Origin of the sequence: Micromonospora sp. NPDC051227 (assembly GCF_044455385.1) — a bacterium.
In the GTDB taxonomy this organism is placed as follows: Bacteria; Actinomycetota; Actinomycetes; order Mycobacteriales; family Micromonosporaceae; genus Micromonospora.
Genome location: NZ_JBITET010000008.1, coordinates 83548 through 100705, shown reverse-complemented (window position 1 = coordinate 100705; position 17158 = coordinate 83548). Strand labels below are relative to the sequence as shown.

Sequence of the window (17158 nt, the reverse complement as noted above, 5' to 3'; positions counted from 1 at the left end):
CGCCCGGTGACCGGCCCGCCCGTGGGCGGGGCGCTGCGGCGGTACCCACTCTGGACCCCAGCGGCCAGCGCGGCCGTGTCGTGTCGAGCCCCGGGCCGGACGCACCGCCCGCCCCGGATCCGACTGGCCGACGACGTCGTCCACCGGCCGAGCCCGGCCCCGACGGTACGGCTGTCCCCCGTCGACCGCGAACCGCGAGCGACCACGGCGACGATCCGTACGCCGGTGGTCGACCCGGCGCCGGTCCCGCTGCTCGGGGCGCCGCCCGCTCCGTCCCACCCGGGCGGGCGCGCCCCATCCCGGGCGACGCGCCCGCACCCGGCACCGGGCACCGTGGCGCTGACGGCCCACCGCGTCCCGGTCCGGGTGGCGAGCCTGCACCCCGGGACGCGACCCGTCCGGACGGTCCGGCTCGTGCCGCGGTGCCGCCGGGTGTGGATGGTCCGCCGCGTTCGCGTCCGGACGGTCCGGCTCGTGCCGCCGTCCGCCCGCCCGGCGGGCAGCCCTCCACCGACGAGCGGACGACCGGTGAGCCCGGGCCGGCCCGTGGTGCTGCGCCGGCCGGGCGACCCGCGTCGGCCGACCGTGCCGCCGGACGCGCCCTGCCTCCGAATCGGGAGCCCGGCCGTGCCGAGCCGAGCGGTGTCGCGCCCGTGCCGCCGCCCGGACGCGCCGGCGAGCCCGTCGGTGTGGCCCGTGCCGCCGCCGTGGTGCCCGCCGTGTCCGGCCCGGTGGACCGGCCGGCACCGGAGCCCTCCGACGGGCCGGCGCTGCGCTCTGCCGGCCAGGACGCGCCGGACGACGACGCCGCACCGGGTGCCCGTTCCGAGGAACGCCGGCAGACCCGTGAACGACGTCGCCTGCGCGCGGCGGTGTTGGCGCTGGTCAGCGTCGTGCTGCTCGGCGCGGTGCCGCTCTTCTTCGGCATCCGGACGCTGAGCCGTGACCCGGTCTTCGACAACCTGGACCAGCTCGGCGTGCCCGCCTGGGCAGCCGCGAAGACTGTCGACGACGTCAGCGGCAGCCGCTGGTGCCTGCTCGACTGCCGGCTGCGCGAGCGCACCGTGACCTCGGAGAAGGCGCCCAAGGAGACGGCGCAGGTCTACGAGGACGCGCTGCGCCGGGACGGGTGGCAGCCGTGGAAGGTGAGCCGCTGCCCGGAGCAGCAGACGAAGGGCAGCTACACCTGCTGGCGTCGCGACGAGTTGACCCTCGACCTGTGGGTACGCGAGCCGACCTGTGTGCCGCCGCCGGTGGACGGCGAGCCGGCGGTCGTGCCGTCCGGCGACCCGTCGGCCGCTGCGACCGAGTGCACCGGCTCGTTGGTGTCGGTGAAGGTGCGCAATGCGATCGACGACGAGCGGACCAGGCCGCAGCCGACCACCGACCCGTCACTGACCGGTGAGGATCCGTTCCCAACGGTCAGTGCGGATCCGCTGGGCGAGCTGACACCCTCACCGTCCTGAGCCGGTCTCCATCACGGACGGTAGGGTCTGGGGCTGGCGGGCACGCCCGCTACCGGTGACCGCCGACGGCTCGGCGGCCGGTAGGGGTGGCATGGTTGTGCGTTCCGGGGACGTCGGGTCCTGCGGAACTCTGCTTGAGGAGGACAGGCGTGGGCGACATTGGAGCGATCGCGGCGCTGATCGCGGCATCCGCGTTCGCGGTGCTGGTGCTCATCCTGACGCTGCCCATCCTGCGGCTGCGGCACACGGTTGACGCCACCACCCGCATGATCAACGACCTGAACGATCGGACCGCGCCGCTGCTCGGTGACGTGAACACCACTGTGAAGAACGTCAACACCGCGCTGGAGCAGGTGCAGACCTCGCTCGACGGTGTGAACCTCCAGTTGGCGAAGGTCGACACCATGACCAGCCACGCGCAGAACGTCACCGCCAACGTCGCCAACCTGGCCACCGTCGTCTCCGCCGCGGCCGCCAACCCCCTGGTCAAGGTGGCCGCGTTCGGCTACGGCGTGCGTAAGGCCGCCGCTGGCCGCCGGCACGCCGAGACCGAGCGCGAGGTACGCGACACCATCAAGCAGCAGCGACGGGCCGCGCGACGCGGCAACAGCTGACCGACCCGGCGCACCAGGAGGTAGCGGGACATGAGGCGCTTGTTCTGGCTCGGCATCGGGGTGGCCGTCGGTGTGATCGTGGTCCGCAAGGCGACCCGGACCGCGCAGGCGTACACGCCGGCGGGCATCGCCAGCTCGCTGACGGAATCCGCTGGCGGGCTCGTCGAGTCGCTGCGTAGTTTCGTGGAGGACGTCCGGGTCGGGATGGCCGAACGCGAGCAGGAGATCCACCACGCGTTCGCCCAGGGCGAGGCGTTCGACGACAAGTTCGCCGACCTGCGGGAAGACCCGCGAATCGGCGATCGAGAAATCTTTCCGGAGGAACACCAGCGATGAAGACGGCGGAGATCAAGCGGCGGTACCTCGCGCACTTCGAGGCGAATGGCCACGCCGTGGTGCCGTCCGCTCCGCTGCCCGCCATCAGTGACCCGAACCTGCTGTTCGTCAACGCCGGCATGGTGCAGTTCGTCCCGTACTTCCTGGGTCAGCAGACGCCCGCGTACCAGCGGGCGGTCAGCGTGCAGAAGTGCATCCGTACCCCGGACATCGACGAGGTCGGTAAGACCAGCCGGCACGGCACGTTCTTCCAGATGAACGGCAACTTCTCCTTCGGTGACTACTTCAAGGCCGGCGCGATTCCGCTGGCCTGGGAGTTGTCCACGAAGCCGATCGCCGAGGGTGGTTACGGCCTGGATCCGGAGCGGATCTGGCCGACGATCTACCTCGACGACGACGAGGCGTACGAGATCTGGCGCTCGGTTGGCGTGCCGGCCGAGCGGATCGTCCGCCGAGGCAAGGCGGACAACTTCTGGTCGATGGGCATTCCCGGGCCGTGCGGTCCGTCGTCGGAGCTGTTCTACGACCGGGGTCCGGAGTACGGCCGGGAGGGCGGCCCGGCGGTCGACGAGGACCGGTACATGGAGTACTGGAACCTCGTCTTCATGCAGTTCGAGCGGGGTCCGGGCACGACCAAGGAGGACTACCCGATCCTGGGTGACCTGCCGGCGAAGAACATCGACACCGGCATGGGCCTGGAGCGGATGGCCTCGATCCTGCAGGGTGTCGACAACCTGTACGAGATCGACGAGGTCCGGCCGATCCTGGCGCGGGCGGCCGAGCTGACCGGTAAGCGCTACGGCGCGCACTCCGGGCATGTGGCCAGCGAGTCGCACCCGGACGACGTCCGGCTGCGGGTGATCGCGGACCACGTGCGGACCGCGCTGATGCTGATCGGCGACGGGGTGACCCCGTCCAACGAGGGTCGCGGGTACGTGCTGCGCCGGATCATGCGCCGGGCGATCCGGTCGATCCGGCTGCTGGGTTGGCAGGACCGGGCGCTGCCCGAGCTGCTGCCGGTGGCCCGGGACTGCATGGCGCCGTCGTACCCGGAGCTGGCGACCGACTTCGACCGGATCGCGGATTACGCGTACGCGGAGGAGGAGGCGTTCCTGTCCACCCTGCGGGCCGGCACCACGATCCTGGACACCGCGATCGCGGAGACCCGCACGGCGGGCGGCTCCGCGCTGTCCGGGGCGAAGGCGTTCCAGCTGCACGACACTTACGGCTTCCCGATCGATCTGACCCTGGAGATCGCCGCGGAGCAGGGTCTCGCGGTCGACGACGAGGGGTTCCGGCGGCTGATGGCCGACCAGCGGACCCGGGCGAAGGCGGACGCGCAGGCCCGCAAGACGGGGCACGTCGACCTGTCGGCGTACCGCTCGGTGCTCGACGCGGGTGGTCCGGTGACGTTCACCGGGTACAGCGAGGTGTCCCGCGAGTCGACGGTGCGGGCGCTGCTCGGCGCCGACGGCCCGCGTCAGGCGGCGACCGAGGGCGACACCATCGAGCTGGTGCTGGACACCACCCCGTTCTACGCCGAGGGCGGTGGGCAGCAGCCCGACCAGGGCATGATCACGGTTGGTGGCGGGCAGGTCGAGGTGCTCGACGTGCAGCAGCCGGTGCCCGGTCTGATCGTGCACCGCGCCCGGGTGATCCGGGGCGAGGTACGCGCCGGTGAGGCCGGCTTCGCCGAGATCGACACGACCCGGCGTCGGGCGATCTCCCGGTCGCACACCGCCACGCACCTGGTGCACCAGACCATGCGCAACTTCCTCGGAGAGTCGGCCACGCAGGCCGGTTCGCTGAACGCCCCCGGTCGGCTCCGGTTCGACTTCAACACCCCGACCGGGGTGTCGCCGAGCGTCCTGCGCGACGTGGAGCAGCAGGTCAACGAGGTGCTCCTGGCCGACCTCGAGGTGCACGCCTTCATCACCTCGTTGGAGGAGGCGCGCCGCATCGGCGCGATGGCGCTCTTCGGCGAGAAGTACGGCGAGGAGGTGCGGGTCGTCGAGGTGGGTGACTACGCCCGGGAGCTGTGCGGCGGCACGCACGTGGCCCGCTCGGCCCAGCTCGGCCTCGTGAAGATCCTCTCCGAGTCGTCCATCGGCTCCGGTGTCCGCCGGGTCGAGGCGCTGGTCGGCATGGACGCCTTCGGCTTCCTGGCCAAGGAGCACCTGCTGGTCTCCCGGCTGGCCGAGCTGTACCGGGTGCCCAACGATCAGGTCGCCGACCGGGTGGAGCAGACCGTCACCCAGCTTCGCGACGCCGAGAAGGAGCTGGAGAAGCTGCGGGCCCAGCTGGTGCTGGGTGGCGCGGCGGCGCTCGCGGCGCAGGCCAAGGACGTGCGCGGAATGGCGTACGTAGGCACCGAGGCGCCGGAGGGCGCCGCCGGCAACGACGTGCGCACCCTGGCCCAGGAGATCCGCGGCAAGATCGACCCGGCGCGGCCGGCGGTCGTCGCGGTGGCGGCTCGGTCGAACGGCAAGGCTTCCCTGGTGGTGGCGGTCAACGCGGCGGCGCGCAGCCGGGGCCTGGCCGCGTCGGATCTGGTGAAGGCGGCGTTCTCCGGGCGCGGAGGTGGCAGCCCCGATCTGGCCCAGGGCGGCGGCCTGCCCGCCGCCGAGGCGCCCAATCTGCTGCTCACCGTCGAGAAGGCGATCACTGAGGCGTGATAGATCATCACTGTGAGTCAGGGCGGGCCGATTGGTCCGCCCTGGTTCGTTCCCGGTCGGTAGTGACGTTCGGTGGCTGAGCTGACGCGTGGTGTGCGGATCGGTGTGGATGTCGGCCAGGTGCGGGTGGGCGTCTCCCGCTCGGATCCGGACGGAATCTTGGCAACGCCGCTGGTCACCCTGGCCCGCGACCTCACGGCGGCGCCGGACGCGGTGCCGAGCGACCTCGCCGAGCTGGCCGCGTTGGTGGCCGAGCACGAGGCCGTCGGGGTTGTCGTCGGTCTTCCGGTCAATCTCGCCGGCAAGCACGGTCCTGCGGCCGTCCATGTGAAGGCGTACGCTGACCGACTGGTCGATGTGATAGCGCCTGTCCCGGTAACGCTCACTGACGAGAGGATGTCGACCGTGGTCGCTTCTCGTAGGCTTGCCGAGCGTGGCGTCCGAGGTAAACGTCAACGTGCGGTTGTCGATCAGGCGGCCGCGGTGGAGATCCTGCAGAGCTGGCTGGACGCGCAGCGGAGGCGGACGTAATGATCGACGATCTGGATCTTGGGTTCGACGAGCCGGAGCGGGGGGAGAAGGGTCGGCACCGGCGCGGCTTCCGCAAGCGCAAGGGCGGGTCCGGCGGCGGCGGCCGGGGCAAGACATTCCTGGCCCTGCTGATGGCCCTGCTTCTGCTGGGTGGCATCGGCGGCGGCGCGTTCTACGGCTTCGACCGCATCCAGAACTACTTCGTCACCCCCGACTACGACGGCAGCGGGTCCGGTGAGATCACCGTCGAGATCAAGAACGGCGCGCTGATCGCCGACATGGCCGACGCCCTGGTGGCGGCGGACGTGGTGAAGAGCCAGAAGGCGTTCATCGAGGCGGCTGAGGCCAACTCGCGCAGCAAGAACATCCAGCCGGGCACGTACAAGCTGCGCAAGCAGATGAGCGGGGCGAGCGCCGTCACCGCGATGCTCGACCTGAAGAACAAGATCGTCAACGGGTTGACCATCCCCGAGGGCCGCACGAGCTTCAACATCTACAAGCTGCTCTCCGAGAAGACCAAGATCCCGGTCAAGGACTTCCAGGCCGCCGCGAAGGACCCGGAGGCTCTCGGTATCCCGGATTGGTGGTTCAAGCGCGGCGACGGCAAGAAGAGCGTCAAGTCCGTCGAGGGCTTCCTCTTCCCGGACACCTACGAGATCCCGCCGAAGTCCACGGCCGAGAGCATCCTCAAGCTGATGGTGAACCGCTTCCTCTCGGTGACCGGGGAGATGAAGTTCGCCGACCGGGTGCAGGAGGAACGCAAGGTCAGCCCGTACGAGGCGCTGATCGTGGCGTCGCTGGCCCAGGCCGAGGCGGGTAACAAGGACGACCTCGGCAAGGTCGCCAGGGTGGCCTACAACCGCGCGTACGGCGAGTTCCCCTGTAACTGCCTGGAGATGGACGTCACTGTCAACTACTACCTGGAGTCGATCGGTAAGCCGACCAAGTCGTCCAAGCAGATGACGGCGGCCGAGCTGGACGACCAGAAGAACCCGTACAACCGCAAGCTGCCGGGCATGATCCCCACCCCGATCAACAACCCCGGCAAGCAGGCCCTGGAAGGGGCGATGGACACGCCGCCGGGCAAGTGGCTCTACTTTGTGGCGATCGACGACAAGGGCCACTCGGCGTTCGCCGATACGTACGAGCAGCACCAGCGCAACGAGGCCAAGGCTCGGGAGGCCGGCATCATCTGATTGGCCGGGTCACGCCATAAAGGCTCCCTTCCCATTGCGACCGCAATTATGGTCGCTGCCGAGAAGGGAGCCTTTACGGTTCAGGTTCCCTTTTGGTCGGCGCTTCCGTCGACGAAATGCTTTTACCAACGTCGATGGGGCGTCACGCGATGACCCGGTCGCTCAGGGTGGCCGCGGAGTCGGTTCCCTGGTGCCCGGGCCGGGGTGCTGGGTACTGTCGATCCCGACGTGCGCGGGAGAGCGGGGACGTGATGTCGACAGTGATCGGGCCACCGGCCGCAAGCGGCGGTGACCGTGTCGACGCGTAGGGCCGCGGTGCTGGGCAAGCCGATCGCGCACTCCCTCTCCCCGGTGATCCACACCGCGGGTTACGTCGCCGCCGGGCTGAGCGGGTGGTCGTACACCCGGATCGAGTGCGCGGCGGCGGAGCTGCCGGATCTGGTCGCCGGCCTGGGCCCGGAGTGGGCCGGGTTGTCGGTGACGATGCCGGGCAAGGAGGCGGCGCTCGCCGTGGCCGACGCGGCGTCGCCGGTCGCCGCCGCCGTCGGCGCGGCCAACACGTTGGTACGCCGTCCGGACGGCTCCTGGTACGCGGACAACACCGACGTCGCCGGCATGGTGCGGGTGCTCACCGACGCCGGCGTGACCGCCGGTGCCGCCGTGACGGTGCTCGGCGCCGGGGGGACGGCCCGCGCCGCGCTCGCCGCCGCCGCGCAGCTCGCGTGCTCGTCGGTGACTGTGGTGGCCCGCCGACCCGAGGCGGTCGACGAGCTGCGCCCGGTGGCCGGCGCGGTGGGTGTCGCGCTGACGCCCGCCCCATGGGCCGATGCGCCCCGGCAACTCTCCACCGCCGACGTGGTCGTCTCCACGGTGCCGAAGGGAGTCGCCGACCCGCTGGCCGGCGCGGTGGCCTGGCGGCCGGGCGCGGTGTTCTTCGACGCGCTCTACGACCCGTGGCCGACCCCGTTGGCGACGGCCGCCGACGCGGCCGGTTGCCGGATCGTCTCCGGTCTGGATCTGCTGCTGGCCCAGGCGGTCGGGCAGTTCGAGCAGTTCACCGGACTGACCGCGCCGAGGGCGGCGATGGCCGCCGCGCTGGCGGCTGCTCGCGCCCGCTGAAGCGCCTACTCTTAGCTGACGGTTAAGACGCGCTTACGGAAAACTGTCCTACCTGCCACATGTCCTGGTCATCGATACGCTGCTCACCGTTACGGACGCAGACACAGGGAGTTTCCTTGACCAGGCACGGACTGCACCGCATCACCCGGCTCCGCTCCGGACCCCGACGTAAGGCGATTGCCATCGGCGTGGTCGGCGGTTCGGTGGTGGCCGGCATCGTGGCGACCATGATGCCGCTGCTGGCCAGCGACGACCTGTCGATCCGGGCGGCGGCCGACACCACCGCCACCGCGGTGTCGCAGGACGGTGACAACGCGGCCAAGTCGACGCTGGCCACCTGCGCGACGCGCTGCGACGGCAACCCGCGCGGTGGCCGCGAGGCGGTCATCGAGTTCGCGGTGACCACGGTGCCGGCCAACGCGGTCAACATCCGGGCGACGCTGCGGGTGCACGCCTGGCAGCAGTTCGCCGCCACGGTGACGGCGCACGCCTCACCGCTGAGCGCCCGCGAGTCGCGGCCGCCGCTGACGTCGGCCGGTGCCGCGCTGGACAGCGTGACAAGCGTGTCCAAGGGCTTCAACGAGTGGGACGTCTCCAAACTGGTCACCGGCAACGGCACCTGGACGGTCTCGTTGGCGCAGAGCGGTCTGGAGAGCCGGATCTACTGGGCGTCGGTCGAGAACCGCAACCCGGACCTGCGACCCGGCCTGCTGATCAGCTACGACCTCGGGTCCCGGCCGTCGCCGGTGACGCCCACCCGGCCGGCACCGCCGCCGTCGCCGAGCGCGTCGCCGACCACCGCCGCGCCGAAGCCGTCGCCGACCATCGCCCCGACCCGGACGGCGACCCCGAGCGCCAGCGGCACCCTCCCGTCCGGCAAGTGTGGTTCCGTCTCGGACAAGCTCGTCCCGTCCTGTGGCGCCTGGTGGGGCATGTACTCGCCCGCCGGGGCGGCCGGTGGCTGGGACCACGGCAAGGCCGTCGCCGACGTGGAAACGCAGGTTGGGCGCAAGTTCGACATCGTGCACCGCTACCACGACTTCTCCAACGCCGGCAGCAACGGCGCCTTCCCCGACATGTACGAGCAGCAGCAGATGCGCGAAGGCCGGTTGATGTTCTTCGCCTGGGAGTCCCGTGACTTCTCCGCCGGCACCACCCTCAAGTGGTCGGACGTCTACGGCGGCAAGCAGGACGACACCATCGACGCGGTCGCGGGCCGGATCAAGGCCGCCGGCGTTCCGGTCTTCATCGGCTTCGACCACGAGCCGGAGGACGAGCCGAACAAGGGCAGCGACGCCGACTTCGTCAGGGCCTGGCGCTACGTCCACCAGCGGTTCGCCAACGCAGGCGCGACCAACGCGGTCTGGGTCTGGACGATGATGGGCTGGTCCGGGCACTACTCCCGGTACGCCGGCCTGTACCCGGGCGACCAGTACGTCGACTGGGTGGCCTACGACCCGTACAACTTCCACGTCTGCAACGGCAGCACTGTGTGGAAGAGCCCGAGCACGACTGTCGGTGGCTTCTACCGGTGGCTGGACGACAACGGCATCGGCGCGGGCAAGCCCCGGATGCTCGCCGAGTTCGGCACCAACTTCAACTCCGCCGACCTGGGCGCCAAGCAGCGCTGGTTCCAGGAGTTCCCGGCGGCGCTGAAGGCGCACCCGAAGATCAAGGCGGCGATCTACTTCAACTCGGCCGGCATGACCAGCCGCACGTCGACCTGCGACATGACGATGAACCACGACGCCTCGGCGGTGGCCGGCTTCGCGAAGGCCGGCCAGGACCCCTACCTGCGGCAACCCACCGGAGGTAACCGCTGACGTTCGAAACGGGCTGACCGGACGGCGTTCGCCGGGGGGTCGGACAACCGATCCTCCGGCGTTCTGTCGGCTTGCGGATTCATGCACCGCCCAATCGGCGGATTTTGTTAACCAGGCTGGACGAGGCACGCTACCTCGGGTTCTCATCCAATCTGGAGGCGCAGCGTGCCCAAACTCTCGCACTTGTGGCGTTTTGCAGGACGACGTCGTACTCGGGCGGGGATGGTCGCGTTGGCGATCATCGCCGCAGCTCTGGGCGTGCCCACTACCGCGTCGGCCGCTGTGGTACCGGTCCCGGCCACGGCGACCCTGGTGTCGGCGAACCCCGCCGACGCGACCCCGCACGCCCGAGACGGTGAGACCCGTGCCTTCGCGCAGGTGGGCAACACGGTCTTCGTCGGCGGCAGCTTCACCCAGCTCCGGCAGACCGCCAGTTCCGCGTGGATCACGCAGCGCTACCTCTTCGCGTACGACCGGACCACCGGCACCATGTCGACCACCTTCCTGCCGGTGCTCGACGGCGCTGTCAACACGCTCCTCGCCGGCCCCGGCGGCACGCTGATCGTCGGCGGCACCTTCAAGAACGTCAACGGCGTCTCCCGGAAGAACCTGGTGGCGCTCAACCCGTCGACCGGCGCGATCATCGACAGCTGGGTCGGTCGTTCCGACGGCGGCACGGTCCGTGACCTGGCGCTGCACGGCAACTGGCTGTACGTGGCCGGCGCGTTCAACTGGCTCAACGGCACCGCGCACGCCGGTCTCGGCCGGCTCAACGCGACCACCGGCGCGATCGACCCGGGCTTCAACATCAACGCCACTGTGGGACGGCACGGCACCACGTCGTACGTCTGGACCATCGACGTCGCGCCGGACGGCGACACCCTGGTCGTCGGCGGCAACTTCACGCTCGTCAACGACCTGCCGCGCAACCAGATCGCACTGGTGGACGTCTCCGCGACGCCCACGCTGATCGACTGGAGCAGCGACAAGTTCGTCGCGCCGTGCGCGTCACCGGCGACCTTCGTGCACTACGTGCAGGACGTGAAGTTCGGCGGCGACGGCACCTGGTTCGTGGTCGGCACCAACGGCGGCGCCGGCTGGCCGTCCGCGTACTGCGACGCCCTGGTCCGCTTCGAGACCGCGGCGCGGGGCGGCGGCCAGCTCGCCACCTGGGTCGACTTCACCGGCAACGACACCATCACCTCTGTCGAGGTGGCGGACAACGTGATCTACCTGGGCGGGCACTTCCGCTGGCTGAACAACCCGAACGCCAGCGACAACGCGGGCGCGGGCGCGATCGACCGGCTCGGCATCGCCGCCGTCACCCCGGCGACCGGTATGCCGGTGAACTGGAACCCGCGCCGCAGCGGCAGCGCGTCGATGCCGTCGGGCACCAGCAACTGGGGTTCGGCGGTGCCCGTGCTCTGGCGCGGTTCGGACGGTCTCTACTTCGGGCACAACTCCGATGGCATGGGCGAGGAGTACCACGGCCGGCTCGGCATGTTCCCGCTCGCCGGCGGACGCACCTTCACCCCGAAGAACCCGCCGTCGGCCACCACCGGCAACCTCTACCTCGGCACCGCCTCGGGCACCGTGGCGAAGGTGCCGTTCGACGGCACCGCGCTGGGCACCGCCACCAGCGTCAGCCAGCCCGCGTACACGGCGGCCGGCGCCACCTGGCGGGTGGACGACCGGATCTACTGGTCGCACACTGTGGCCGGCACGCCCACCGGCAGTCGGATCGACATCTCGCTCTTCAACGGAGGCGCGATCGGCTCGCCGTGGGAGGCGTCCGGCTACAACGACTGGTACAACCCGGCGTTGCTGACCGGCGCCTTCTTCCTCGACGGCCGGCTCTACTACACCCGTACCGGGGCGAACAATCTCTACTACCGCTACTTCGAGATCGACGGCAACTACCTGGGCGCCACCGAGTTCGCCCTGCCGACGACGGGCGTGACCTGGTCCGCGGTGCGGGGCATGGCCTGGGTGGGTGGCCGGATCGTCTACGGCTCCACCGACGGCGCGCTGCGCAGCGTGCCGTTCGACCCGACGGCCGCGCCGAGCGCGGTGGTCAGCGGCACCACGGCGACCGTGATCAGCAGCGCGACGCCCGAGTTGTCCTGGTCTACCCCATCGACATTCTTCTCCGTACAGTAAGGGTCAACCGTTCGTAACGGAGCATCGGTAGATTGTTCACGTTGGGCCGGTGGCGGTACCCACCGCCGCCGGCCCGCGACGGTGGGGGAGGGTCGTTGCTCGGCGCCGCTGGCATCCGAACGAGACGTGTGGTGCGTCTGGTCTTCGCGGTCAAACGCGGCTGGTATCAGCTCCGTTATCGACGGTTGACGCTTGGTCGGGACGTGGAGATCCGTGGCCGCATCCGGTTGCGGCGCGGTGTGCGGGTGACAATTGGTGACCGCACCCGGTTGAACAAACTCGTCCGCTTCGCCGGCCCCGGCGAGGTACGCGTCGGCGCGGACTGTCTGCTCAACGCCACCTGGGTCGGCACCTGGACGTCGGTCACGGTGGGGGACCGGTGCCTCCTGTCGGACTGCGAGTTGCTCGACAACGACTTCCACAACCTGCCGCCCGAGCAGCGGCACGCGCCGCCCGGCCCGCTCACCCGTGCCCCGATCGTTCTCGAGGACAACGTCTGGGTCGGTGCGCACGCCCTGGTCCTGAAGGGCGTGCGGGTCGGTCGGGACAGCGTCGTCGGCGCGGCGACGGTGGTCCGCACTGACGTACCACCCGGCGTCGTGGTCGTCGGTAATCCTCAACAGACGGTGAAGAAGTTCCATGACTGATGCAGCGCCCGCCTCCTGGCCCACGGACGGCCCGTCCTCCGGCACCTCGCGTGCGGTGACACTGACCGACCTGCTGCGGGTGCCGATGCACCGGTTGCGGTTGGTGGCGGCGGTCGCCATGGTCGGTCTGCTCGCCGCGCTCGGCTACGTGCTGCTGGTGCCGGCGGCGCTGTCCGCGAGCGCCGTGGTCGCGGTCCGGCCGGTGGTGACCGACGCCTTCACCCCCAGCGGCGCGGGCGCCGACCGCGCGGTCAACATGAACGTGGAGAGCGGCATCGCCACCGGCACCGAGGTGGTGCAGCGGCTCGCCGACTCGGCCGGTGGTGATCCGCGGGACATCCGTGACGCGCTCGAGGTCGAGGTGCCCACCGGTGGGCAGATCCTGCGCTTCACCTACCAGGCGCGCGAGGCGCACCAGGCCGTGCAGAGCGCCAACATGGCCGCCGAGGCCTACCTGAGTGTGCGCCGGGCCATGTACGAGCAGCAGCGCGCCGAGATGCTGCGCTCCTACGACGCCAGCATCACCAAGGTCGCCGCCCAGCAGACCGCGTTGCAGAAGCGGGCGAACACCGCCAAGGACACCGCCGCCGGTGACGCGCTGGTGGCCGAGCTGGCCGGGATCAACAACCAGCTCACCCAGCTCAACGCCGCCCGTACCGAGATCGCGGCGGTCGACGTCAACCCCGGCTGGGTCACGCAGACCGCCGAGAAGGCGCTGGTCACCTCCGCCGGGCACCGGCCGCTCTACCTGGTCGCCGGCCTGCTCGGTGGCGCGCTGATCGGCATCGTGCTGGCGTACCTCTGGGAGTCGACCGACCGGCGGGTCCGCTCGGTCGCCGACGGCCGGGAGGCCTCCGGCCTTCCGCTGCTCGGCACCGTACGCCGGCCGGCGTTCCGGGGTAGCCCTCGGGCGGTCGACGCCGACGTCCGGTACGTGGCGATGGCGGTCGCCGAGCGGGTCCGGCAGCCGGCCCGGGTGGCGCTGGTCACCGCCCGGGAGGACGCCACAGTGCTCACCGCCGGGCTCGCCGTGGCGCTCGCCGTGGACGGCCGGGAGGTCTTCGTCGCCGACGACAGCGGTCGGATCGAGCGGCTTCGGGCCACCGTTCTCGCCGACCGGGGGCGGCTGCCCATCGACCCGTCCCGGCCGCTGGTGCCCAAGCCCCGGCCAGCCGGCAGCACACCGGCCGCCGGTGCCGCCACGGAGAGCACGCCGGCCCGTCGGCCCTCCCCGCATCCGCCCGGTGCCCGCCCGTCCACCGACCCCGATGCCACCCTGACGCTGCCGAGGGTGTCGTCCGCCCGCCCGGAGAACAGTCGCGTCGTCACCCCCGACGAGGTCGTCGTGGGTGTGGGCAGTGTCCGGTTCGGCACCTGGCGGCAGGGCGCGGACCACGGCCTGGTCCTGTTCAACGCCCCGCCGGCCGAGTCCGACGAGCGTGGCGTGGCCGTGGCCCGGCAGGGCAGCGCGGTGGTGGTCGTGGAGCGGGACCGCACCCGGCAGAGTGACCTGCGACGCCTGGTGGAGCGGCTGCGCGCCGCCGGGGTCACCCCGCTGGGCTTCGTGCTCACCCGAAACGGCCGGGCCTGAGCGTGTCGGTGACCCGCGCCCCGGCGACCGAACCACCACCCGGAGGCGCTCCGCAGGAGGCCGTGCCGGTGCCGCCGACCGCGCCGCCGCAACTGCCGCTCTGGCCGCTGTCGATGATGTTCGGTCTGGTGCCGCTCTGGTGGCTGTTCGGCGCCTTCTACCTCGGCTGGCCGCTGCTGGGTGCGCTGCTGTTCGCGTTGCTGCTCACCCGGGGGCGCGTGCCGCTGCCGCCGGCGGTCGGCATCTGGCTGCTCTTCCTCGCCATCGTGGTGGTCAGCGCCACCCAGTTGTCGTCGCCCGCCTCGCTGCTCACGTTCGCCCTGCGGCTGGCCTTCTACCTGACAGCGCTGGTGGTCGGCGTCTACGTCTACGCGGCCGCCCGGGAACGCGCCAGCCTGGTGGCGGTGCTCACCCCGCTCTGCGCGTTCTGGTTCGGGCTGGTGGCGCTGGGCTGGCTCGGGGTGCTGGTGCCCCGGCTGGCCATGACGACCCCGATGGAGGTGCTGCTGCCCGGCGGGGTGGCCGGCACCCCGTTCATCCAGGACATGGTGCACCTCACCACCGCTGAATACAGTGCCCGTTCGCTCAACCCGATCTATCGGCCGGCCGCGCCGTTCGCGTACACCAACAACTACGGCAGCGCGTACGCGATGACCCTGCCCTGCGTGGTGGCCTTCGCGATGCTGCGCCGGCAGGGGCTGCTGCGCTGGGCGCTGCTGGCGTCGCTGCCGCTGTCGCTGGCGCCGGCGTTCCTCACCCTCAACCGGGCGATGTTCCTCAGCCTCGGTGCCGGGCTGGCGGTGCTCGGGGTGCGGGCCAGCCTGCGCGGCAACGTCCGGGTGGCCGCGTCCATCGTCGGGGTCGTGGTGATCGGCGGGCTGGCCACGCTGTTCATTCCGATCACCGAGCTGATCAGCAGGCGGGTTGACTCCAGCGACACCAACACCGACCGGCTCTCGCTCTACAGCGAGGTGATCCGCCGGGTGCAGGAGTCTCCCTGGTTGGGCTACGGCGCCCCGGTGAACGTCGACACCGTGTCGGCGGCCGCGCCGATCGGCACCCAGGGGCAGCTGTGGATGGTGCTGTTCAGCCACGGCGTACCCGCGCTCATCTGTTTCCTGGCGTGGTTCGTCGCCGCAGCGGTGATCTGCGCGCGGGCGACCTCGGCGGCCGGGCAGTGGCTGGCGGTGGTGCCGGTGGTCTGCCTCGTGCAGGTCCCGTTCTACGGCATGGCGAACCAGAACCTGGCTGTCGCGTTCTTCGCGGTGGCCTTCGCGATGGCGCTTACCGAACGCGAACGGCTGACCCGGCTGGCCGGGTCGTCGCCGACGCCCGCGCGGACCGCGCCGGTGCCCGCGTGACCGCCGCGACCCGACCGCCGGCCGGTGCCGACGAAAGCCGGCCCACGCCCACCCCCGCCGAGGACCAGGCCGCGCCGTCGTCTGCCGGGGACGGCGGCTCGGCCGAGACCCGCCGCAGCGCGCGTAGCGGCGTGGCCGGACTGCTCGGCGCGGCCACCAGTGGCTTGTTCGGGTTCGTGCTGGCGGTCGTGATCACCCGGGGCTACGGCCCGGCCGGCGCGGGCGCGTTCTTCGCCGCGATCGGGGTCGTCACAGTGGCCACCGCGATCTGCACGCTCGGCGCGGAGACCGGTCTGATGTGGGCCCTGCCCCGCCGCAGCGCCGGCGTGCGCGGTGACGCCGCCCGGGTGCTCCCGGTGGCGCTGATCCCGCCGCTGCTGGCCGGGCTGCTGGTCGCCGGCGCGGGCGTGTTGGCCGCCGACGCCCTCGCGCCCCGGCTGCTGCGCGGCTCCGGCGCGAGCGGCGACGCGCTGCTCACCGTCACGTTCGCCGCGGTGCCGGTGGTGGTCGCGATGACCCTGCTGCTGGCCACGCTGCGTTGCGTGCGGCCCATCCGGGCGTACGTCGGGGTGCAGTTCCTGCTTCTGCCGGTCGCCCGCCCGGTGCTGGTCGGCGCGGCCGCGTTGGCGGGTGGTGGTCTGCTCGCCGGCATGACCGGCTGGTTGGTGCCGGCGGCGTTGGCACTGCTGGCCTGCCTCACCCTCGTCGCCGGCCCGCTCGGGCTGGGCCGGGGCGCGACGCTGCGCCCGCACCGAACCGACTGGTCCACGTTCTGGCGCTTCGCGCTGCCCCGGGCCGCCTCGGCGGCCATCGACGCCGGCAGCATGTGGGTGGGTGTGCTGCTCACCTCGGTGCTGGCCGGGCCGGCGGACGCCGGTGTGTTCGGTGCCGTCGGCCGGTACGTGCTGGCCGGTCAGCTGGCCATGCAGGGGCTGCGGGTGGCGGTGTCGCCGCAGCTGTCCCGGCTGCTCGGGCGGGGCGAGCGGGGCGCGGCGGCGGCCGTGCACCGGCAGTTGACCACCTGGGGGCTGGTGCTGTCCTGGCCGGTGTACCTGCTGCTGGCGGTCTTCGCGCTGGCCTTCCTTCAGCTGTTCGGGCCGGAGTTCACCGCCGGTGTGCCGGCGATGACGGTGCTCGCGCTGGCGATGCTTGTCAACACCGGAGTGGGCAACGTGCAGAGCCTGCTCCTGATGGGCGGGCGCAGTGGGCTGCACCTGGTCGCCACAGTGGCCGGGTTGACGGTGACCGTCTCGCTGGGTCTCTGGCTGATCCCGCGCTACGGCGCGACGGGCGCGGCGGTGGCCTGGGCGGCCGGCATCGCCACCGAGAACCTCACCGCCGCCGGGTTCGCCCGGTCGGTGGTTCGGGAGCCGCTGTTCGACGCCGCGATGGTGCGTGCCGCGGCGGCCACGATCGCCGGTGTGGGCCTGGCCGCCGGGGCCGGCGTGCTGGTGGGCAGTCGCGGCCTGCCCGGCCTCGCGGTGGCGTTGGCGGTGCTGCTGACCGGCTGCGTCGGCATGTTGACGTTGCCCCGGGTGCGCGCCGGCATCCGGGGGACCATGAGGCAGATCCGTGGAGGGGACAACGCGGCCGCGGCCGCCGAGCCCACCTCGGCATCGACGAGAGGCAGGTGAGGTTC

13 protein-coding genes are annotated in these 17158 nt (G+C 71.5%); all 13 read left to right on the top strand.

Translation table 11 applies throughout. The features are described from left to right. The first annotated feature begins 770 nt into the window (after window positions 1–770). The 13 genes from ACIA47_RS20605 (at window position 771) to ACIA47_RS20545 (ending at window position 17153) form a co-directional block, all read left to right on the top strand. Entirely contained in the window at window positions 771–1466 is a 696-nt protein-coding gene (locus tag ACIA47_RS20605; protein WP_091402235.1) for a hypothetical protein, read from the top strand. Window positions 1467–1615: 149 nt separating this feature from the next. Next, a complete protein-coding gene (locus ACIA47_RS20600; RefSeq protein WP_112677951.1) occupies window positions 1616–2080 on the top strand; it encodes a DUF948 domain-containing protein in 465 nt (154 codons plus the stop codon). Window positions 2081–2110: 30 nt separating this feature from the next. After that, the gene (locus ACIA47_RS20595) at window positions 2111–2416 is read left to right on the top strand and encodes a hypothetical protein (protein WP_091401860.1); all 306 of its coding nucleotides are present in this window, start codon (window positions 2111–2113) and stop codon (window positions 2414–2416) included. Next, window positions 2413–5091 carry an alanine--tRNA ligase gene (gene alaS, locus ACIA47_RS20590; RefSeq protein ID WP_396709885.1) on the top strand — a complete coding sequence of 893 codons (2679 nt, stop codon included), beginning with the start codon at window positions 2413–2415 and terminating at the stop codon, window positions 5089–5091. Before ACIA47_RS20595 ends, alaS begins: the two co-directional genes overlap by 4 nt. A 72-nt stretch (window positions 5092–5163) precedes the next feature. Then, the gene (ruvX, locus tag ACIA47_RS20585) at window positions 5164–5622 is read left to right on the top strand and encodes a Holliday junction resolvase RuvX (protein ID WP_112677948.1); all 459 of its coding nucleotides are present in this window, start codon (window positions 5164–5166) and stop codon (window positions 5620–5622) included. Continuing rightward, entirely contained in the window at window positions 5622–6818 is a 1197-nt protein-coding gene (gene mltG / locus ACIA47_RS20580; RefSeq protein WP_396709883.1) for an endolytic transglycosylase MltG, read from the top strand. Before ruvX ends, mltG begins: the two co-directional genes overlap by 1 nt. 288 nt (window positions 6819–7106) lie before the next feature. Further along, entirely contained in the window at window positions 7107–7937 is an 831-nt protein-coding gene (locus ACIA47_RS20575) for a shikimate dehydrogenase (protein ID WP_396709881.1), read from the top strand. Window positions 7938–8053: 116 nt separating this feature from the next. Continuing rightward, complete coding sequence (locus ACIA47_RS20570; protein WP_203124525.1) at window positions 8054–9760, top strand: glycosyl hydrolase; 1707 nt, start codon at window positions 8054–8056, stop codon at window positions 9758–9760. 222 nt (window positions 9761–9982) lie between these two features. After that, entirely contained in the window at window positions 9983–11920 is a 1938-nt protein-coding gene (locus ACIA47_RS20565; protein ID WP_396709878.1) for a hypothetical protein, read from the top strand. Window positions 11921–12048: 128 nt separating this feature from the next. Continuing rightward, window positions 12049–12567 (top strand): DapH/DapD/GlmU-related protein, encoded by a 519-nt coding sequence (locus ACIA47_RS20560; RefSeq protein WP_203124521.1) that lies wholly within the window; start codon window positions 12049–12051, stop codon window positions 12565–12567. Continuing rightward, window positions 12560–14158: a lipopolysaccharide biosynthesis protein gene (locus ACIA47_RS20555; RefSeq protein ID WP_396709876.1), complete on the top strand. Its 1599-nt coding sequence runs from the start codon at window positions 12560–12562 to the stop codon at window positions 14156–14158. The genes ACIA47_RS20560 and ACIA47_RS20555 overlap by 8 nt, the downstream gene beginning before the upstream one ends. Before the next feature lie 62 nt (window positions 14159–14220). Beyond that, window positions 14221–15519, top strand: coding sequence for an O-antigen ligase family protein (locus ACIA47_RS20550; RefSeq protein ID WP_396710146.1), 1299 nt, complete (start codon window positions 14221–14223; stop codon window positions 15517–15519). Beyond that, window positions 15516–17153 carry a lipopolysaccharide biosynthesis protein gene (locus ACIA47_RS20545; RefSeq protein ID WP_396709874.1) on the top strand — a complete coding sequence of 546 codons (1638 nt, stop codon included), beginning with the start codon at window positions 15516–15518 and terminating at the stop codon, window positions 17151–17153. Before ACIA47_RS20550 ends, ACIA47_RS20545 begins: the two co-directional genes overlap by 4 nt. Window positions 17154–17158 lie beyond the last annotated feature (5 nt).

Excerpts from the sequence above, each read along its gene's own strand:
- ACIA47_RS20595 (WP_091401860.1), top strand. The coding sequence starts at position 2,111 with ATGAGGCGCTTGTTCTGGCTCGGCATCGGGGTGGCCGTCGGTGTGATC.
- alaS (WP_396709885.1), top strand. The coding sequence starts at position 2,413 with ATGAAGACGGCGGAGATCAAGCGGCGGTACCTCGCGCACTTCGAGGCG.
- mltG (WP_396709883.1), top strand. The coding sequence starts at position 5,622 with ATGATCGACGATCTGGATCTTGGGTTCGACGAGCCGGAGCGGGGGGAG.
- ACIA47_RS20565 (WP_396709878.1), top strand. The coding sequence starts at position 9,983 with ATGGTCGCGTTGGCGATCATCGCCGCAGCTCTGGGCGTGCCCACTACC.
- ACIA47_RS20555 (WP_396709876.1), top strand. The coding sequence starts at position 12,560 with ATGACTGATGCAGCGCCCGCCTCCTGGCCCACGGACGGCCCGTCCTCC.